Below are 16,415 nucleotides of genomic sequence, written 5' to 3'. Positions count from 1 at the left end.
AAATAGCTCACTGACGAGGCCGCTGATGCCTCGTCAAAAAAGGAGATCTGGGGATGAATTTTCCATTAATTGCAAACCTGGCGGCGTTTATTCTGCTGCTGGGGCTACTGGCTAAAAGCGGCAACGCCAGCTGGAGCCTGGCGAAAAAAGTGCTGCTGGGCCTGGTTGTAGGCGTGCTGTTTGGGCTGATCCTGCACACTATTTACGGTGCCGATAACCCGGTGTTGAAAGAATCCATTAGCTGGTTCAACGTTGTCGGCAACGGCTACGTACAGCTGTTGCAGATGATCGTCATGCCGCTGGTGTTCGCTTCGATTCTCAGCGCCGTCGCCCGTCTGCATAACGCGTCGTCGCTGGGCAAAATCAGCGTGCTGACTATCGGCGTGCTGCTGTTCACTACGGCGATTTCCGCGCTGGTGGGCGTTTTTGTTACCTGGCTTTTTGGGCTCAACGCCAGCGGCCTGGTGCAGGGCGTGCAGGAAACCGCGCGCCTGTCTGCGCTACAGTCTAACTATATCGGTAAAGTGGCCGACCTTTCCGCGCCGCAGCTGCTGCTCTCTTTCGTGCCGAAAAATCCTTTCGCCGATCTGACCGGGGCCAATCCGACCTCTATTATCAGCGTGGTGATTTTTGCCGCTTTCCTGGGCGTCGCCGCCCTGCATTTACTGCGTGACGACAAACCGAAAGGCGAGCGTGTGCTGGCCGCCATCGACGTGCTTCAGGCATGGGTGATGAAGCTGGTGCGTCTGATTATGAAGCTGACGCCTTACGGCGTAATGGCGCTGATGACCAAAGTGGTCGCCAGCTCTAACCTGGCGGATATCGTTAAGCTGGGCAGTTTTGTCATTGCATCTTATCTGGGCCTGGCGATTATGTTTGCGGTGCACGCGCTGCTGCTTTCCGTTAACGGCGTCAATCCCAGGCGTTTCTTCCGCAAGGTCTGGCCGGTTATCACTTTTGCTTTTACCAGCCGCTCCAGCGCGGCGACCATTCCGCTGAGCGTGGAAGCGCAAACCCGCCGCCTTGGCATTCCGGAATCGATCGCCAGCTTCTCAGCCTCTTTCGGCGCCACTATCGGCCAGAACGGCTGTGCCGGGCTGTACCCCACCATGCTGGCGGTGATGGTTGCGCCAACGGTAGGCATTAACCCGTTCGATCCGGTCTGGATCGCCACGCTGGTTGGCATCGTTACGCTAAGCTCTGCCGGCGTAGCGGGCGTGGGCGGCGGCGCGACCTTTGCCGCGCTGATCGTTCTGCCAACGCTGGGCCTGCCGGTCACGCTGGTGGCGCTGCTGATTTCGATCGAACCGCTGATCGATATGGGCCGCACCGCGCTTAACGTTAACGGTTCGATGACGGCAGGAATGCTGACCAGCCAGTGGCTGAAACAAACCGATAAATCTCTGCTGGACGCGGAAGCGGACAGCGAAGCCGAACTGGCGCATCGTTAAGCAAAACGTTGTTTATGCAACCTGTTCAGGGGCCGCTCAGCGGCCCTTTTTATTGTCTGCTAAACATAACCCTTCGGTTTCCGGGCGTACCTCGCGCACTGTTCTATAGTTAATGGTTAGAAACACACATCACAGGAGCAAGTGAGCATGTCGAAAGAAACCGATAACAAGGAAATCACCCATAATGCCCCGTTAACCGGGCCTGATTCCGCAAAGCCGGGAATGGATTCGCTGGCACCCGCCGATGGCTCGCATAAGCCGCTTTCTGAGCCAACGCCGCCCGGCAAGCAGCCTACTGCGCCCGGCAGCCTGAAAGCGCCCGAGACCAGTAACGCCAAGCTGGACGCGCTGGAAACCTTCCGTAAAGGCGGCGAGAATTTCCCGCTGACAACCAATCAGGGTACGCGCATCGCTGACGACCAGAACTCGCTGCGCGCCGGTACTCGTGGCCCAACGCTGCTGGAAGATTTTATCCTGCGCGAAAAGATCACCCATTTTGACCACGAGCGCATTCCTGAACGTATTGTCCATGCCCGTGGTTCAGCGGCGCACGGCTATTTCCAGCCCTATCGCGATATGAGCGATATCACCAAGGCGGATTTCCTGCGCGATCCTGAAAAGCAGACGCCGGTTTTCGTGCGTTTCTCTACCGTTCAGGGCGGCGCAGGCTCGGCGGATACCGTACGCGATATTCGCGGCTGGGCCACCAAGTTCTATACCGATGAAGGCGTTTTCGATTTAGTCGGCAACAATACGCCGGTGTTCTTTATTCAGGACGCGCACAAATTCCCGGACTTCGTGCATGCGGTAAAACCCGAGCCACACAATGAAATTCCACAGGGCCAGAGCGCGCACGACACCTTCTGGGATTACGTCTCGCTACAGCCGGAAACGCTGCATAACGTGATTTGGGCAATGTCCGATCGTGGCATTCCGCGCAGTTACCGCACGATGGAAGGCTTCGGCATTCACACCTTCCGCTTTATTAACGCCGAGGGCAAAGCGACCTTTGTGCGCTTCCACTGGAAACCGGTCGCGGGCAAAGCTTCGCTGCTGTGGGACGAATCACAAAAACTCACCGGCCGCGATCCCGATTTCCATCGCCGCGATCTGTGGGAAGCCATTGAGGCGGGCGACTATCCGGAATATGAGCTGGGCGTACAGCTGATCCCGGAAGAAGATGAATTCAAATTCGATTTTGACCTGCTGGATGCCACCAAGCTGATCCCGGAAGAGCTGGTGCCGGTGCAGCTGGTCGGTAAGATGGTGCTGAACCGCAATCCGGACAACTTCTTTGCCGAAACCGAGCAGGTTGCTTTCCATCCCGGCCACATCGTTCCCGGCCTGGATTTCACCAACGATCCGCTGTTACAGGGCCGTCTGTTCTCCTATACCGATACGCAGATCAGCCGTCTTGGCGGGCCTAACTTCCATGAAATTCCGATTAACCGTCCGACCTGCCCTTACCATAATTTCCAGCGTCAGGGGATGCACCGTACGGATATCGATACCAACCCGGCCAATTACGAGCCAAATTCCATCAACGATAACTGGCCGCGCGAAACGCCGCCGGCTCCGCATCGCGGTGGATTTGAAAGCTATCAGGAGCGTATTGAAGGCCACAAGGTGCGCGAGCGCAGCCCTTCCTTCGGCGAATACTACTCGCAGCCGCGCCTGTTCTGGAACAGCCAGACGCCTGTTGAGCAGCAGCACATTATTGACGCCTTCTCTTTTGAGCTGAGCAAGGTGGCTCGCGCCTATATCCGCGAGCGCGTCGTGGATCATCTGGTGCGTATCGACGTGTCGCTGGCTAACGGCGTGGCGGAGAATCTGGGCATCGCGCTGTCCGATGAGAAGATGCATACCGCGCCGCCGAAAGACGTTAACGGCCTGAAAAAAGATGCCAGCCTGAGCCTTTATGCCGTGCCAAGTGGCTCGATCAAAGGCCGCCAGGTGGCGCTGCTGATCAGCGACGGTGTGGTAGCGGCAGACGTGCTGGCAATCTTGCAGGAGCTGAAGGCGCAGGGCGTGCACGCCAAGCTGCTGGCGCGTCATATGGGCCAGGTTCGTGCCGACGACGGTTCTAATCTGCCTATCGACGCTACCTTTAGCGGCCTGCCGTCGTTGACCTTTGATGCGGTGATCGTGCCGGATGGCAATATCGACGCGCTGCTGCTCAGCGGCGACGCCCGTTACTTCCTGCTGGAAGCCTATAAGCATCTGAAGGTGATTGGCCTGAGCGGCGACGCCCGCCGCTTCAAATCGCAGTTCGGTCTGGGCGACAGCGAGCGTGAGGAAGGCGTCATCGAAGATGATAAAGCCGAAGGCGTGCTGATGAGCGAGTTCCTGGCCGCGATGGCCGCGCACCGCGTCTGGTCGCGCAGCCAGAAGGCGCTAAGCGTTCCGGCTTAATCCGCCGTTCGTTTGTTCACTGAAGGTGCAGCCGGTAGCGGCTGCGCCTTTTTATTTGGCATCTCCTGCCGATTAGCGCGCATAAAGCGCCTTTCGCCCGCGCCTTATCCGATCTCTACACTGTGGCACTGAACTTGCTTCTTCCTGATACCACTCGTTGTTCAGGAGAAGATCCATGAGAGTCGACACCCGCTATCGCTACCGCATTTTCGCCATGCTGTTTTTTATCGCGCTGATCAACTATATCGATCGCGGCGCCCTCTCCTTCGCGGCAAACGCCATTTCTGCGGAATTTCATTTCAGCAAAACGGAGCTGGGCGTGGTGCTGAGCTATTTCGGCTTTGGCTATCTGTTCGGCTCGCTCTGCGGCGGGTTTCTGGCCGATCGGCTGGGCACAAAAAAAGTCTGGCTGCTGGCGGGCGTGCTCTGGTCGCTGTTGGAGATCGCTACCGCCTGGGCGGGAGAGCTGGGCGTGGCGCTGTTTGGCGGCTCGGCCATTATGGGCTTTGCCGTAATGCGCATCCTGTTCGGCTTTGCCGAAGGCCCGGCCTATGCGCTGATGAACAAAGCTATCGCGCACTGGGCGCCCGATAACGAGCGCGGCATGGCGCTGGGCATCGGCTTACTCAGCACCCAGGTAGGCGCGCTGCTGACGGCACCGATCGCCGTGGGCCTGCTGCTGTTGACCAACGACTGGCGGCTGATGTTTATCCTGCTCGGCGTTTTCTCGCTGATCGCTATGGTGATTTTCGCGCGAATTTTCACCGACAGCCCGATGCAGCAGCCGCGCGCCAGCCAGGCGGAGCGCGAGTTGATTATGCAGGGCCAGCAGCAAAGCACCGCCGGGCCGCGCCTGCCGTGGTGGCGCTTTTTCACCAGCCGCACGCTGGTCTGCAACGCGCTGGGCTATTTTTCTTTCCTGTATGTCACCTTTACCCTGGTCACCTGGGGCCCGAAATATTTGCAGGACAGCTTTCACTACGATCTGCACTCGCTCTGGTATGTGGCGATGATCCCGTGGAGCGGCGCCTGCATTACCGTGCTACTCGGCGGCAAGATTGCCGACACGCTGCTGAAGCGCTCCGGTAATCTGCGGCTGGCGCGCAATCTCTTTGCTGCCGTCGGGCTGCTTTGCACCGGACTCTGCTTTATGGCGATCCCGTGGATGGCTTCCGCCGCCGGGATTATCCTGCTGATGACGCTGGGCAACGCCCTGAACGCGCTGGTAAATAACGTTTACTGGTCGGTGGTGATTGACGTCACGCCGAAATCCACGGTCGGCACCTATAGCGGGATGACGCTGGCCATCGCCAACCTGGCATCGATCCTGTCGCCAATGCTGAGCGGCTGGCTGGCGGAGCATTTCGGCTACAACGCCATGTTCAGCGCGACGGCGGCCATTGCCTTCGGCAGCATGCTGGCGATGACGCTGCTGCAACCGGAGAAAAAGCTGACGGCAACGCCCCCTGTCAGTCCCGATCTGGCAGCCAACATGGAGGCGGAGTTAAGAATACGTTAAGCAGTGTAAGCAACCCGCAATAGCCGCAGCCGCCGCTTGCGTTTTCACTGGCCCGGAGTAATGTTAGCGGCAGTGAGGACCAGGAGAAACTGTATGAAAAAGGTGATAAGCGCTCTGTTCGCCTTAACGCTGTTGTCGCCAACGCTGGTGGCAGCGCATCCTGGCGGCTGGGGACCGGGGCCAGGCTGGGATCGCGGTCCGGGTTGGGATCGCGGTCACGGCTGGGATCGCGGCCACGGTTGGGATCGCGGCCGTGGGCCGGGCAGGCTCTCTTTTTTACCGGGAGCGGCAGCGGCGGTGATTATCGGCGGTCTGACCTACTATGCGCTCAACGGCAACTACTACCAGCGCCAGCACGATAACACCTATGTAGTGGTGCAGCCGCCGGTAGAGCGCTTCAGCAGCGATATGCGCGCGCTTGATTACAACGGCGAACGCTTCTACGTGCAGGAAGGCCACTACTATCGCCGCGATATCGACGGACGCTATCTGGAAGTGCCGCGACCGCCAGGCCTGTAGGCAACAGGCATAAAAAAACCGGCTAAGGCCGGTTTTTTCTTTACTCCGTCAGGCGATTACTGATTAACCTGCGGATCGGTATCGTACTCTTTGCAGCTCTGGAAGCCGTAGTTCATTACGCGGCCTGTGTCGCTGTAGCTGACAAAGTAGGTCTGCTGCTTGCCGTCACGCTGGCCCAGCACATAGGTCTGGCAGGTGCCGCGAGCGTGAACCATGGTGATTTCAGTTGAAGGCGGACCGGCGATATCGCGAACCTGCTGGCGGGTCATGCCTTTTTTCACGTCCTGTACCACAGGCTTAGTGACATAGCTTTCCGCGCGGTCATAAGCTGAACAGCCGGATAATACAGCAAGCGCCACTGCCGCACCGATAAGTCCTGTTACCTTGTTCATGTTTTTTATTCCTCATTTATTGTCCATGTCGCTTTAAGCCTGGAACATAAATGCAGAGTTATCAACTTTATGGCAGAAAAAAACGCTTACCCCGGCCGGATAAAGACGCTTATAATGCCGCCCCCGAGAATGAACGTTCATTCTCAAATGGCGCCTGCGCCTTTTGTCATTGCCCAGCGCGAGGGAGTATGAGCCAACCCAATCCAACCCGCGACGCCCGCCATCGGCAGCGTCAGGACGAAATTATCGCTGCCGGTCGTCGCTGCTTCCGCCAGTCCGGCTTTCACGGGGCCAGCATGGCGCAGCTGGCCGCCGAGGCGCGGCTTAGCGTAGGTCAGATCTATCGCTATTTTGCCAGCAAAGACGCGATTATCGAGGAGATGGTCAGGCGCATTATCGATGCCCGCCTGCAACATATCAAAGAGACCGCTACCGCCGATCTGCCTCGCCTGCTTGCCTGGCGTCACGCGCTTAACGAAGACGACGAGGCGCTGATGAAGGAAGTTGCAGCGGAAGCGACCCGCAATCCGGTCGTGGCCCGCATGATGGCGGAGGCCGACCACCGCATGTTTACCCAGGCCTGCCTTAACGTAAAGCGCGACCATCCCGCTATGAGCGATGAACAGGTGCGCGCCTGCGTAGAGGTCATGGCCGTCCTGACGGAAGGCACGGCCTGGCGACGCCTGACGCCGCAGAAAGCGTCGGCGGAGCGCCTTTACCAGCTTTACCAACACATCAACGCACTACTTTTCACCACAGAGGATCCATGACATCTGCACACCCCAACCGGTTTGGCTATGCCATTACGCTCGGCCTGCTGGCAGCGCTCGGGCCGCTTTGTATCGACCTGTATTTACCTGCCCTGCCCGCGCTTGCCCGCGACCTGGCCGCGCCTACCGCCACCGCCCAGCTTAGTCTGACCGCCGGCCTGATTGGCCTCGGCGCCGGCCAGCTGATATTCGGCCCGATGAGCGATAAATATGGCCGCATCAAGCCGCTGCTGCTGTCGCTGGCGCTGCTGCTGATCGCCTCCGTCGGCTGCGCGATGGCACAGACTATCCACCAGCTGCTGCTGGCGCGCCTGTTTGAAGGGCTTTCCGGCGCAGGCGGCGCGGTGCTTTCCCGCGCTATCGCCAGAGATATGTACAGCGGCCACGACCTGACGCGTTTCTTTGCTTTGCTGATGCTGGTCAACGGCCTGGCGCCCGTCGCCGCGCCGGTGCTGGGCGGCGCGCTGATGACGCTGCTGAGCTGGCGCGGCCTGTTTATGGTGATTGCCGTTATCGCGCTGCTGCTGTTTATTCTGGCGCGCGTAAAACTGCGCGAAACCTTAACGCCGGAACGCCGCAGCCAGGGCAGCCTGTTTTCCGCGTGGGCCGTGCTGGGTCAGGTGGTTATCCACCGTCCCTTTATGGGTTTTTGTCTGACCCAGGGCTTTATGATGGCCGGGATGTTTGCCTATATCGGCGCTTCGCCTTTTGTTTTACAGCAGATTTATGGCCTCTCGCCGCAGGCGTTCAGCTTCTGCTTCGCCGCCAACGGTATCGGCCTGATTATCGCTTCGCAAACCAGCGCGCGCCTCAGCCCGCTGTGGGGTGAGTATCGCGTGGTGAAAGGCGCGCTGGTGCTGGCCTTGGTCTCCTCCGCCAGCCTGCTGCTGGCCGGTCTGAGCGGCGCGGCGCTGCCTTTCGTGCTGGTCGCCCTGTTCTTCAGCGTGGCGAGCAACGGCGCGGTCGGCGTGGCTGCCGCCTCGCTGGCGATGCAGAGTCAGGGCCATCGCGCAGGCAGCGCTTCCGCCGTGCTGGGCGTGGTAATGTTTACCTTGGGCGGCATCGCCGTGCCGGTGACGGGTATCGGCGGCACCTCGGTGTTGACCATGACCGCCACCATCTTCGGCTGCTATATGCTGGCCATCGCCATGTTCGTTTTAGTGGCGCAAAAACCGAAAAAGCCTGATTAATCAATAAAAGGCGCGTAAATAGCGGGTTCAACCTTGTTGTTTCGCGCCTGGCACGTTAATTTTAAGACAAAGGTTTTCGGCAACTGCCCTGACACTAAATCTGAGGAGAGGTAAATGGCTCTGCAACAGGAAATTATCGAAGCGCTGGGGGTTAAACCCACTATTGATGCACAGCAGGAAATTCGCACCAGCGTCGACTTTCTGAAAGCGTACCTGAAGGCTTACCCGTTTATTAAGTCGCTGGTACTGGGTATCAGCGGCGGTCAGGACTCCACGCTGGCCGGCAAGCTCAGTCAGCTCGCCATCAGCGAGCTGCGTGAAGAGACCGGCAATCAGGACTATCAGTTTATCGCCGTGCGTCTGCCCTATGGCAATCAGACAGACGAACAGGACTGCCAGGACGCGCTGCAGTTTATTCAGGCCGATCGCGTGTTGACGGTTAACATCAAAGAAGCGGTGCTGGCCAGCGAAAAAGCGCTGCGCGATACGGGTATCAACCTCTCTGATTTCGTGCGCGGCAATGAAAAAGCGCGTGAAAGGATGAAGGCGCAGTACAGCATCGCCGGTATGACCTCCGGCGTAGTGGTGGGAACGGATCACGCCGCGGAAGCGGTGACGGGCTTCTTTACCAAATACGGCGACGGCGGCACGGATATCAACCCGCTGTTCCGCCTGAACAAAGGCCAGGGCAAACAGCTGCTGAAAGCGCTGGGCTGCCCGGAGCACCTCTACCTTAAACAGCCGACCGCCGATCTGGAGGACGATCGTCCCGGTTTGCAGGATGAAGTGGCGCTGGGCGTGACCTATGAGATGATCGACCAGTATCTGGAAGGCAAGAAAATTGCCGACGACGCGGCGAAAATTATTGAGGGCTGGTATCTGAAAACCGAGCACAAACGCCGTCCGCCGATTACCATATTTGATGACTTCTGGAAAAAATAAACCCGCCGGGCGGCTTTCCGGTCGCCCGCTTTTTTACGTTATTTTCCCTCTTTTCGTCGCTTGCCGTCAGCGGCGTGTTGATTACCAGCGCGATCCGACTCTTTTTTATCCAGCAAACGCCTGATACACTGTATAAGCAAACAGTAAGCGGAGTGCAATGTGGTCAGACGTCAAGCCAGCCATCGCCTGTCTTTTGAACCGGCGGCAATTTATCAGTATCCCGAACACCTGCGGCCTTCGCTGGAAGGTCTGCCTTCCCTGCCCGGCGTGTATACCTTTCATGGCGACAGCGAATCCCTGCCGCTCTATATCGGTAAAAGCGTCAATTTGCGCAGCCGGGTAATGTCCCATTTTCGTACGCCGGACGAGGCGAAAATGCTGCGCCAGGCGCGTTACGTCAGCTATATCACCACGGCTGGCGAACTGGGCGCGCTGTTACTGGAAGCGCAGATGATCAAGGTGCAGCAGCCTTTGTTCAATAAGCGCCTGCGCAAAAACCGCCAGCTTTGCTCGCTGCTGATAAGCGATCTGAAGCCCAGCGTGGTTTACGCCAAAGAAGTCGATTTTTCCCATACTTCCGATCTGTTTGGCCTTTACTCCAGCCGCCGATCGGCGCTGGAAACGCTACAGAAAATCGCCGACGAACAGCGGCTTTGCCTGGGCCTGCTGGGGCTGGAGAACGTCAGCAAAGGCCGCGCCTGTTTTCGCGCCAGCCTGGGCCGCTGTGCGGGCGCCTGCTGCGGTAAAGAGACGCCGGAAGCCCATCACGAGAGGCTGCTGGCCGCGCTGGAACGCGTGCGCGTGCAGTGCTGGCCCTGGGAGGGCGCTGTCGGCGTGGTGGAGGAAGGCCCGCTGAAAACGCAGATCCACGTGATCAATAACTGGTTTTACCTTGGCTCGGTGGATGATATCAGCGAGGCGGGCAAGCTGACCTCCACGCCACAGGGTTTCGACAGCGACGGCTATAAAATCCTCTGCAAGCCCATCGTCAGCGGCAAGTTCCCGATCGTTCCGCTTGGCTGACGCCACGTCAGCGCCGACAGCCAGATAAACGAAACCGCCGACGCTGCTCCCTGGTTCAGGAAACAGCGTCGGCGGTCTCAGGCGTGGCCTGCCGGGCGATCGCACCCGGCGGCTAAGGCTTATTCAGCGGCCGGTGCGGCTGGCGCAGGCTCGCCGTGGTGCGGCTTCTCGGTCAGACGTTTTTCAAAGTTCGCATTGAACTGTTTTTTCTGCTCCGGCGTCAGCACGTTATACATTTTGTTCTGCGTTTCCAGCATGGAAAGCGCACGGGCTTTGCCGTTAGCCGACATTTTCTCCGCCTGCGCTTCCGCTTTGGCCTTGTCGAAGCTGTCAGCCGCGATGATGCTGTGCAGCGTGCGGCGCTCTTCCAGGGAAGGACGCGGCATCTCTTTATGCGCCTCTTTCATGATGCTGCGCATCTGCTCTTTCTGCGCGTCCGTCAGATTCAGGCCTTTGAACATCTCGTGCGGCCCACCGTGGCGAGGCGGCTTGTGCATCATTGGTTTATCTGCGCCAGCCGGTGCCGGCGTGATGTTATCTGCTGCGGCGTGAACAATATTCGCCGCGCCCATTGCCAGTGTCATAGCTACAACCAGAGAAGTTAATTTACGCATACGATTTTCCTTTTGCATTTCTGTGACGACAGCGTTGTCGTAATGTCGGGATTCAGTTTATTGCGCTGAACGTCAAGTAGTCAGAACGTGGGTAAAGCCTTGAAAGCATAAAAGATAAAAAAGCGGCAATCATGGAGAGAATGCGAAGATTATGGTGAGGAATTGCAAAAGGATATGTATTTAGCGCGTTTAATGCAGAAATTGTGGAGGAGTGTAATACAGCCGACAGGAACGAGAAAGGAAAAAGTAAGGCGGGACGACCACCGACGGGCTGGCATGAAGCGTCCCGGTCGGCGTCGTTGCGTTATCAGCTGCTGCCGCTGGTTTCATTATGGGCGTTATCTTCCACCAGCATCAATCCGGCGCGCTGCCCTTTCGCCACGTCGGGATTGGGAAAAAGAACATATTCCCGCGCCTGCTGCACGTAGCAGCGTTTGTCACCATCCTCCGCCAGCAGCGTGCCCTGCGGGAAAGCGGTAAAGTTCAGCGTTTCCGCGCCCATATGCAGCACGAAAGCCTCGGTAAAACGGGTGATCTGCTGCGAAACCCGATAGCGCTGCGGCGGCTCGCCCACGGGCGGTAAAGGTTCACCGGAGAGCAAAGCGGCCAGCGCGTCGCGCGCGGCGCTAAAAAGCGTTGAATCGTTGCGGCCAAAAGGCAGCGCTTTACCTAACTCCAGCGTGCAGCTGGCCGCGTTAAAGTGCTGCGAACTGTAGTGCGTAAAGGTGCCGCCCGGCGAGCGATGGAACACCAGCGCCTCAAGTCCGGCCGCGCTCAGCCAGTGCAGGAAGGCGTCCGGCCAGGGCGTTTCACGCAGCGGCATGACGCCGAAGCGGCTGTGCCAGGAGCCGCGAATGGCGGTATGCAAATCCAGATGCCAGCGGCTCTCTTCGGTGCAGCTCACCTGCCAGAACGTCTCCAGCGCCTGTTCCAGTCGCCAGGCGCGCCGCGCTTCGGGATGGTCATCGTACTGCTGCCAGCGGCCGCCGAACAGCCGGTTGAGATCGCAATGGCGATAGCGTTTGCCGCTGGCGATCGCTTCCGGGTTGCCCAGAATAACCAGCACGCGCGCCTTGAGCGGCCGCTTGCCCGCCAGCAGCTCGCCGACCAGCTGGTTCAGGATTTCAATGGGCGCGGTTTCGTTGCCGTGGATCCCGGCGGAGATCACCAGCGCCTGCGTACAGGGCTGATGCGGATTAAGTTCAAGAATGCCGTGGTCCAGCCACTGCCAGCTTAGCTGGTCGTTGCGGCCGGAAACTTGTGCAGGCGGCTCTGTGCTTAACGTCTGCTGAAGAAAGTCCTGCATAGGTTCTCCTTATTATAGTTCTCCCTGCGACTGCCAGCGCGCGCCCGGGGTCAGCCCGACGCGCCCTGTTCCTCCCTGATTAGCGTTGGAAAGAGTAGATACTTCCTAAGTCTAGCATCTTAGTCAGCTCATCCAGCGCTTCGCGGTTTTCCGTGAGCAGCTGCGGGTCAGCCAGATCCGCCTGGCAAAGCCTGTCGCGGTAGTGGCGATCCACCCACGCATTGAGCAAGGTAAACAGCGTATCGGTCAGCATCACCGCCGGATTGACCGCCGCCAGCTCCGCCTCGTTCATCACCACGCGCAGCCGCAGGCAGGCTGGCCCACCGCCGTTGCCCATGCTTTCCCGCAGGTCGAAGACGTGCAGCTCATCGATCGCGCCGCCTTCCGTGAGTTCGTTCAGCCAGCGCCAGACGCCGTCGTGCCGACGCGCCTCTTCCGGCAGCGCCAGCAGCATTTTGCCGTCCGGCTTGCTTAACAGCTGGCTGTTAAACAGATAGGTGGCGACGGCGTCGCTGACGCTGACCCGCGCATCCGGCACCACCACCGGCGTAAAGCCCGGCAGCCTTTCACGCAGCCGATCGAACAGCGCCTGCTGCTCCAGAAAAGCCAGCTCGTGACAGAACAGCACCTGCTGATTGCTGACGGCGATCACATCGTTGTGGAATACGCCCTGGTCAATCACCGCCGGATTCTGCTGCGCAAACAGCGTCCGGTTCGGATCAAGCTGATGCAGCCGCGCCACCGCCTGGCTTGCCTCCAGCGTTTGCCGCGCCGGATAGCGTGCCGGGATTAGGCCGCCGCCGCCCTCTTCGCGTCCATAAACGAACAGCTGTACGCCCGGCTCGCCGTAGCCCGCGCTGAAACGATTATGGTTGGCCGCGCCTTCATCGCCAAACATCGCAACCTGCGGCAAGGCGTCATGGACGCAGAAGTGGCGCACGTCGCGGAACATCGCGCGCAGTATCGCGCCCGTGGTGGGCGCTTCCAGCGAGCGGTGAAATTTGTTGTTCAGGTTCGCCACGGTCAAATGCACGCGGCTGTCGGCGCTGTCGGCGGAAGGCGAGACGGTAGCGGCGTTAGCGACCCACATTGCCGAAGCGGAACTGACCGCCGACAGCAGCATCGGGGCCTGCGCGGCCGCTTTCGCCAGCACCTGCGGCTCGGTGCCGCTGAAGCCCAGCTGGCGCAGTGCCGCCATGTTCGGCCTTTCGTGCGGTGGGATCACGCCCTGCGCAAAGCCCCTGTCGGCCAGCGCCTTCATTTTCAACAGGCCCTGCTTTGCCGCCAGTTTGGGGTCAGAGAGCTGATGCTGATGCCGGGAGGAGGCTTCGTTGCCAAACGACAGCCCGGCATAGTGATGGGTTAAACCGGGCAGGCCGTCAAAATTGACTTCGCGGGCGCTCATGATGCTTCTCCTGTGGGGCTGAAATCCAGGCCGGGCGACAGCGCGGCGGGCAGCGAAAGATCGGCCGAGGCCAGCGAAGCCAGCGGCCACGCACAGTAGTCCGCCGCGTAAAACGCACCGGGACGATGGTTGCCGGACGCGCCGATGCCGCCGAAAGGTGCGGTGCTGGCCGCGCCGGTCAGCGGTTTGTTCCAGTTGACGATCCCGGCTCGCGCCTCGATCAGCAGCCGATCAAACAGCTCGCGATGGGGCGAAATCAGCCCGCAGGAAAGACCGTAGCGGGTGGCGTTGGCAATGCGGATCGCCTGGCTGAAGTCGTCATAGCGGATCACCGCCAGCAGCGGCCCGAACACTTCTTCGTCCGGCAGCGTCAACGCCGTCACGTCGATGATGCCCGGCGTCAGGATAGCGCTCGTTTTCGACGGCCAGCGCATCGGCAGTAGCACTTCGCCGCCCGCCGCCACACGCGATTGCCATTCCCCGTATATGTGCTCTGCCGCCTGCGGCGAAATCACGCTGCCCATAAAAGGCTGCGGATCGGCGTCCCAGCGTCCCGGCTCGATTTTTGCCGCAACCGCCGCCAGGCGGGCAAGAAACGCATCGCCCTGCGCGCCACGCTTCACCAACAGCCGACGCGCGCAGGTGCAGCGCTGTCCCGCCGTGATAAAGGCCGACTGAATAGTAAGATGAACAGCGGCGTCGATCGACTGCGGATCCTCGACGATCAGCGCGTTGTTGCCGCCCATCTCCAGCGCCAGCATTTTTTCCGGCTGGCCGGCGAACTGCCTGTGCAGCTGATAGCCGGTCGCCGCGCTGCCGGTAAAAAGCACGCCGTCCAGCGAGGACTGCGTCAGCGTCCTGCCACAGTCGCCGCCGCCCTGCAGCAGATTCAGCACGCCGTCCGGCAGCCCCGCCTGCTGCCAAAGCCTGACCGTCTGCTCGGCGGTCATCGGCGTCAGCTCGCTGGGTTTAAACACCAGCGTATTTCCGGCCAGCAGCGCGGGCACGATATGCCCGTTCGGCAGATGGCCGGGGAAGTTATACGGGCCTAAAACCGCCAGCACGCCGTGCGGCCGGTGCCGCAGCTCGCTGTCGCCCTGCTGCGCTCCCCCGCTGCGGGCGTGATAAGCGCTGACGGAGATGGCGATTTTATTGATCATCGCCTGCACTTCTGTGGCGGCTTCCCAGCGCGGCTTGCCGGTTTCCCGGGCGATAGTGGCGGCCAGCTCTGCCTGATGTTGCAAAAGCAGCGTGGCAAAGCGTTCCGCCAGCGCGACGCGTTCCGCAAAGGGACGTTTCGCCCAGCCGGGAAAGGCGGCGCGGGCCGCCTCGACCGCCGTCGTTATTTGTGCCGGACTGGCGGCCCGGCCCTGCCACAGCGGCCGCGCGTCGATCGGATCCTGCTTGCTGAGCGCTTCGCCGTCGCCGGTCAACCACGCTCCGTTAATAAAATGGGTCATGCTTTTTTCTCCTCGCAGCCCAGAGTGACCACGCGCAGGCTGTCGCCCTGCCCGCAACGTAAAACAGCCGCCTGTTCCGGCGTCAGCGCCAGCGTGTCCGCATGCGGGTCGGCGTTGAGCAACACGACGCGAAAATCTTCGTAGCGCTCGTTGCCCACCAGGCAAAGCGGCAGCCTGTCGCTCCCTGCCGGCCCGATCGCCGCGCGCAGCTGCCGACTTTTGCGGATCGCCCGCACGCGATCGATATCGCATTCCAGCGTTGGGCCGCCGTCAAAAATATCCACATAGTTTTGATAGCGAAACCCTTCCGCCTCCAGCACCGCGCGAGCCGGTGCGGTTTGCGGATGGGTCTGCCCGATGGTGGCCTGCGCTTCGGCAGAGAGATAGTCGATATAAAGCGGATGCTTGGGCATCAGCTCGGCAATAAAGGTTTTTTTGCCGGTGCCGCTCAGGTAGTCGGCGGTGGTAAAAGAGATGGAAAAAAAGCGGCTGCCTACGCTCTCCCAGAAAGGCGAATGCCCGTTTTCATCGCTGACGCCGCGCATCTCCGCCACAACTTTTTGCATAAAGCGGTGGCGGAAGGCGGCCATAAACAGAAAGCGGGATTTCGAGAGCAGATAGCCGTTTTTACCGCTGCGGTAATCGGGATCGAGAAACAGCGTGCAGAGTTCGCTGCTGCCGGTGTGATCGTTACTGAGCGACAGCGTAGGCAGCACTTTGTAGACGTTCAGTTCGCGCGAGGCGTGCACCTGGGTGCCGACGCGAAAGTTATACCAGGGATCCTGCATACCAACCGCCACCTCGATGGCGCAAATCCCGATTACGCGGCGCGTCGCCAGCTCTTCCAGCACAAAGACATAGCCCTGATCGGCCTGCGGCAGCTGGCCGCGCCAGGTTTGTATTGAGCGCTCAATCCTTGCGCTCAGCGTGGCGCTGTCGGCAGGCAGCGACGTCAGCCCGCCGCCGGTTTTACCGGCCAGCGTCATTAACTGCGCCAGGTCGTCGTGCTCTACGGGACGGATGACCATCATAATAACGCTCCTCGCGCGCGGCAGGTAAATTAAAGGTTTCAATAATGTTAATTTGGTGTACCACACTGTATGTTGCAGACTTTATGCCAGCCAGTACAAAAATGAATAAAAAAAGTGATAAAAAGAAAAATCAAAGAGATAGGATATGCCGCTATTCACTTTAATTGCATATAAAGTGAATAATGCTCAGACGGTGCGGGCTGGCGAGACGGTAAAACAGCACGGTTATGCAACTGAACCAGTAAATAATGTTTTTGTGATCGCGAACGTCAATTATCAATCGCCCGGCACAAAGCGCGCACCTTGGGCGTGCAGTACGCACCAGAAAACAGCGCGGCTGAATGCCTGCGTCAGGTAACAGAAAATAGCGTGGGCCTGGTG

The 16,415-nt window shown here is 59.5% G+C and carries 15 protein-coding genes; 9 read left to right on the top strand and 6 right to left on the bottom strand.

What is annotated here, in order from left to right:
* Positions 1-53: 53 nt before the first annotated feature.
* The 4 genes from ACVWZ0_RS09715 to ACVWZ0_RS09700 all read left to right on the top strand — a co-directional run bounded on the left by ACVWZ0_RS09715 (position 54) and on the right by ACVWZ0_RS09700 (position 5,901).
* Positions 54-1,451, top strand: a complete 1,398-nt coding sequence (locus ACVWZ0_RS09715; RefSeq protein WP_253454470.1) for an L-cystine transporter — start codon at positions 54-56, stop codon at positions 1,449-1,451.
* Between the two features lie 147 nt (positions 1,452-1,598).
* Complete coding sequence (gene katE, locus ACVWZ0_RS09710; protein WP_253454471.1) at positions 1,599-3,863, top strand: catalase HPII; 2,265 nt, start codon at positions 1,599-1,601, stop codon at positions 3,861-3,863.
* A gap of 175 nt (positions 3,864-4,038) precedes the next feature.
* Positions 4,039-5,382 carry an MFS transporter gene (locus tag ACVWZ0_RS09705; protein WP_253454472.1) on the top strand — a complete coding sequence of 448 codons (1,344 nt, stop codon included), beginning with the start codon at positions 4,039-4,041 and terminating at the stop codon, positions 5,380-5,382.
* Between the two features lie 93 nt (positions 5,383-5,475).
* Entirely contained in the window at positions 5,476-5,901 is a 426-nt protein-coding gene (locus ACVWZ0_RS09700; RefSeq protein ID WP_253454473.1) for a DUF6515 family protein, read from the top strand.
* A 56-nt stretch (positions 5,902-5,957) separates the two neighbouring features.
* Here ACVWZ0_RS09700 and osmE read toward each other — a convergent pair whose 3' ends face one another.
* Entirely contained in the window at positions 5,958-6,293 is a 336-nt protein-coding gene (osmE, locus tag ACVWZ0_RS09695) for an osmotically-inducible lipoprotein OsmE (RefSeq protein ID WP_125289739.1), read from the bottom strand.
* A gap of 188 nt (positions 6,294-6,481) precedes the next feature.
* Here osmE and ACVWZ0_RS09690 point away from each other — a divergent pair, with 188 nt between their 5' ends.
* The 4 genes from ACVWZ0_RS09690 (at position 6,482) to cho (ending at position 10,218) form a co-directional block, all read left to right on the top strand.
* Positions 6,482-7,063, top strand: a complete 582-nt coding sequence (locus ACVWZ0_RS09690) for a TetR/AcrR family transcriptional regulator (RefSeq protein ID WP_253454474.1) — start codon at positions 6,482-6,484, stop codon at positions 7,061-7,063.
* Positions 7,060-8,253 carry a multidrug effflux MFS transporter gene (locus ACVWZ0_RS09685; protein WP_253454475.1) on the top strand — a complete coding sequence of 398 codons (1,194 nt, stop codon included), beginning with the start codon at positions 7,060-7,062 and terminating at the stop codon, positions 8,251-8,253. Before ACVWZ0_RS09690 ends, ACVWZ0_RS09685 begins: the two co-directional genes overlap by 4 nt.
* 114 nt (positions 8,254-8,367) lie before the next feature.
* Positions 8,368-9,195, top strand: a complete 828-nt coding sequence (nadE, locus tag ACVWZ0_RS09680; RefSeq protein WP_253454476.1) for an ammonia-dependent NAD(+) synthetase — start codon at positions 8,368-8,370, stop codon at positions 9,193-9,195.
* Positions 9,196-9,354: 159 nt separating this feature from the next.
* The gene (cho, locus tag ACVWZ0_RS09675; RefSeq protein WP_253454477.1) at positions 9,355-10,218 is read left to right on the top strand and encodes an excinuclease Cho; all 864 of its coding nucleotides are present in this window, start codon (positions 9,355-9,357) and stop codon (positions 10,216-10,218) included.
* A 119-nt stretch (positions 10,219-10,337) separates the two neighbouring features.
* On the opposite strand, the gene spy is transcribed toward cho, so the two are convergent.
* The 5 genes from spy to astA form a co-directional block, all read right to left on the bottom strand.
* Positions 10,338-10,832 (bottom strand): ATP-independent periplasmic protein-refolding chaperone Spy, encoded by a 495-nt coding sequence (spy, locus tag ACVWZ0_RS09670; RefSeq protein ID WP_253454478.1) that lies wholly within the window; start codon positions 10,830-10,832, stop codon positions 10,338-10,340.
* A gap of 307 nt (positions 10,833-11,139) precedes the next feature.
* On the bottom strand, positions 11,140-12,138 hold the full coding sequence (gene astE / locus ACVWZ0_RS09665) for a succinylglutamate desuccinylase (protein ID WP_253454479.1): 999 nt from the start codon (positions 12,136-12,138) through the stop codon (positions 11,140-11,142).
* Between the two features lie 79 nt (positions 12,139-12,217).
* On the bottom strand, positions 12,218-13,543 hold the full coding sequence (astB, locus tag ACVWZ0_RS09660) for an N-succinylarginine dihydrolase (RefSeq protein WP_253454480.1): 1,326 nt from the start codon (positions 13,541-13,543) through the stop codon (positions 12,218-12,220).
* A complete protein-coding gene (gene astD / locus ACVWZ0_RS09655) occupies positions 13,540-15,003 on the bottom strand; it encodes a succinylglutamate-semialdehyde dehydrogenase (protein ID WP_253454481.1) in 1,464 nt (487 codons plus the stop codon). The genes astB and astD overlap by 4 nt, the downstream gene beginning before the upstream one ends.
* Positions 15,000-16,034, bottom strand: coding sequence for an arginine N-succinyltransferase (astA, locus tag ACVWZ0_RS09650; protein WP_253454482.1), 1,035 nt, complete (start codon positions 16,032-16,034; stop codon positions 15,000-15,002). The genes astD and astA overlap by 4 nt, the downstream gene beginning before the upstream one ends.
* A gap of 145 nt (positions 16,035-16,179) precedes the next feature.
* Here astA and ACVWZ0_RS09645 point away from each other — a divergent pair, with 145 nt between their 5' ends.
* Positions 16,180-16,392 (top strand): hypothetical protein, encoded by a 213-nt coding sequence (locus ACVWZ0_RS09645; RefSeq protein ID WP_253454483.1) that lies wholly within the window; start codon positions 16,180-16,182, stop codon positions 16,390-16,392.
* Positions 16,393-16,415 lie beyond the last annotated feature (23 nt).

The sequence above is a fragment of the Erwinia sp. TECH1 genome (assembly GCF_054057575.1).
This window is presented reverse-complemented; position numbering and strand designations above follow the sequence as displayed.

Coding starts and splice junctions, on each gene's coding strand:
- ACVWZ0_RS09715 (WP_253454470.1), top strand. CDS start 54: ATGAATTTTCCATTAATTGCAAACCTGGCGGCGTTTATTCTGCTGCTG.
- katE (WP_253454471.1), top strand. CDS start 1,599: ATGTCGAAAGAAACCGATAACAAGGAAATCACCCATAATGCCCCGTTA.
- ACVWZ0_RS09705 (WP_253454472.1), top strand. CDS start 4,039: ATGAGAGTCGACACCCGCTATCGCTACCGCATTTTCGCCATGCTGTTT.
- ACVWZ0_RS09700 (WP_253454473.1), top strand. CDS start 5,476: ATGAAAAAGGTGATAAGCGCTCTGTTCGCCTTAACGCTGTTGTCGCCA.
- osmE (WP_125289739.1), bottom strand. CDS start 6,293: ATGAACAAGGTAACAGGACTTATCGGTGCGGCAGTGGCGCTTGCTGTA.
- ACVWZ0_RS09690 (WP_253454474.1), top strand. CDS start 6,482: ATGAGCCAACCCAATCCAACCCGCGACGCCCGCCATCGGCAGCGTCAG.
- ACVWZ0_RS09685 (WP_253454475.1), top strand. CDS start 7,060: ATGACATCTGCACACCCCAACCGGTTTGGCTATGCCATTACGCTCGGC.
- nadE (WP_253454476.1), top strand. CDS start 8,368: ATGGCTCTGCAACAGGAAATTATCGAAGCGCTGGGGGTTAAACCCACT.
- spy (WP_253454478.1), bottom strand. CDS start 10,832: ATGCGTAAATTAACTTCTCTGGTTGTAGCTATGACACTGGCAATGGGC.
- astE (WP_253454479.1), bottom strand. CDS start 12,138: ATGCAGGACTTTCTTCAGCAGACGTTAAGCACAGAGCCGCCTGCACAA.
- astB (WP_253454480.1), bottom strand. CDS start 13,543: ATGAGCGCCCGCGAAGTCAATTTTGACGGCCTGCCCGGTTTAACCCAT.
- astD (WP_253454481.1), bottom strand. CDS start 15,003: ATGACCCATTTTATTAACGGAGCGTGGTTGACCGGCGACGGCGAAGCG.
- astA (WP_253454482.1), bottom strand. CDS start 16,034: ATGATGGTCATCCGTCCCGTAGAGCACGACGACCTGGCGCAGTTAATG.
- ACVWZ0_RS09645 (WP_253454483.1), top strand. CDS start 16,180: ATGCCGCTATTCACTTTAATTGCATATAAAGTGAATAATGCTCAGACG.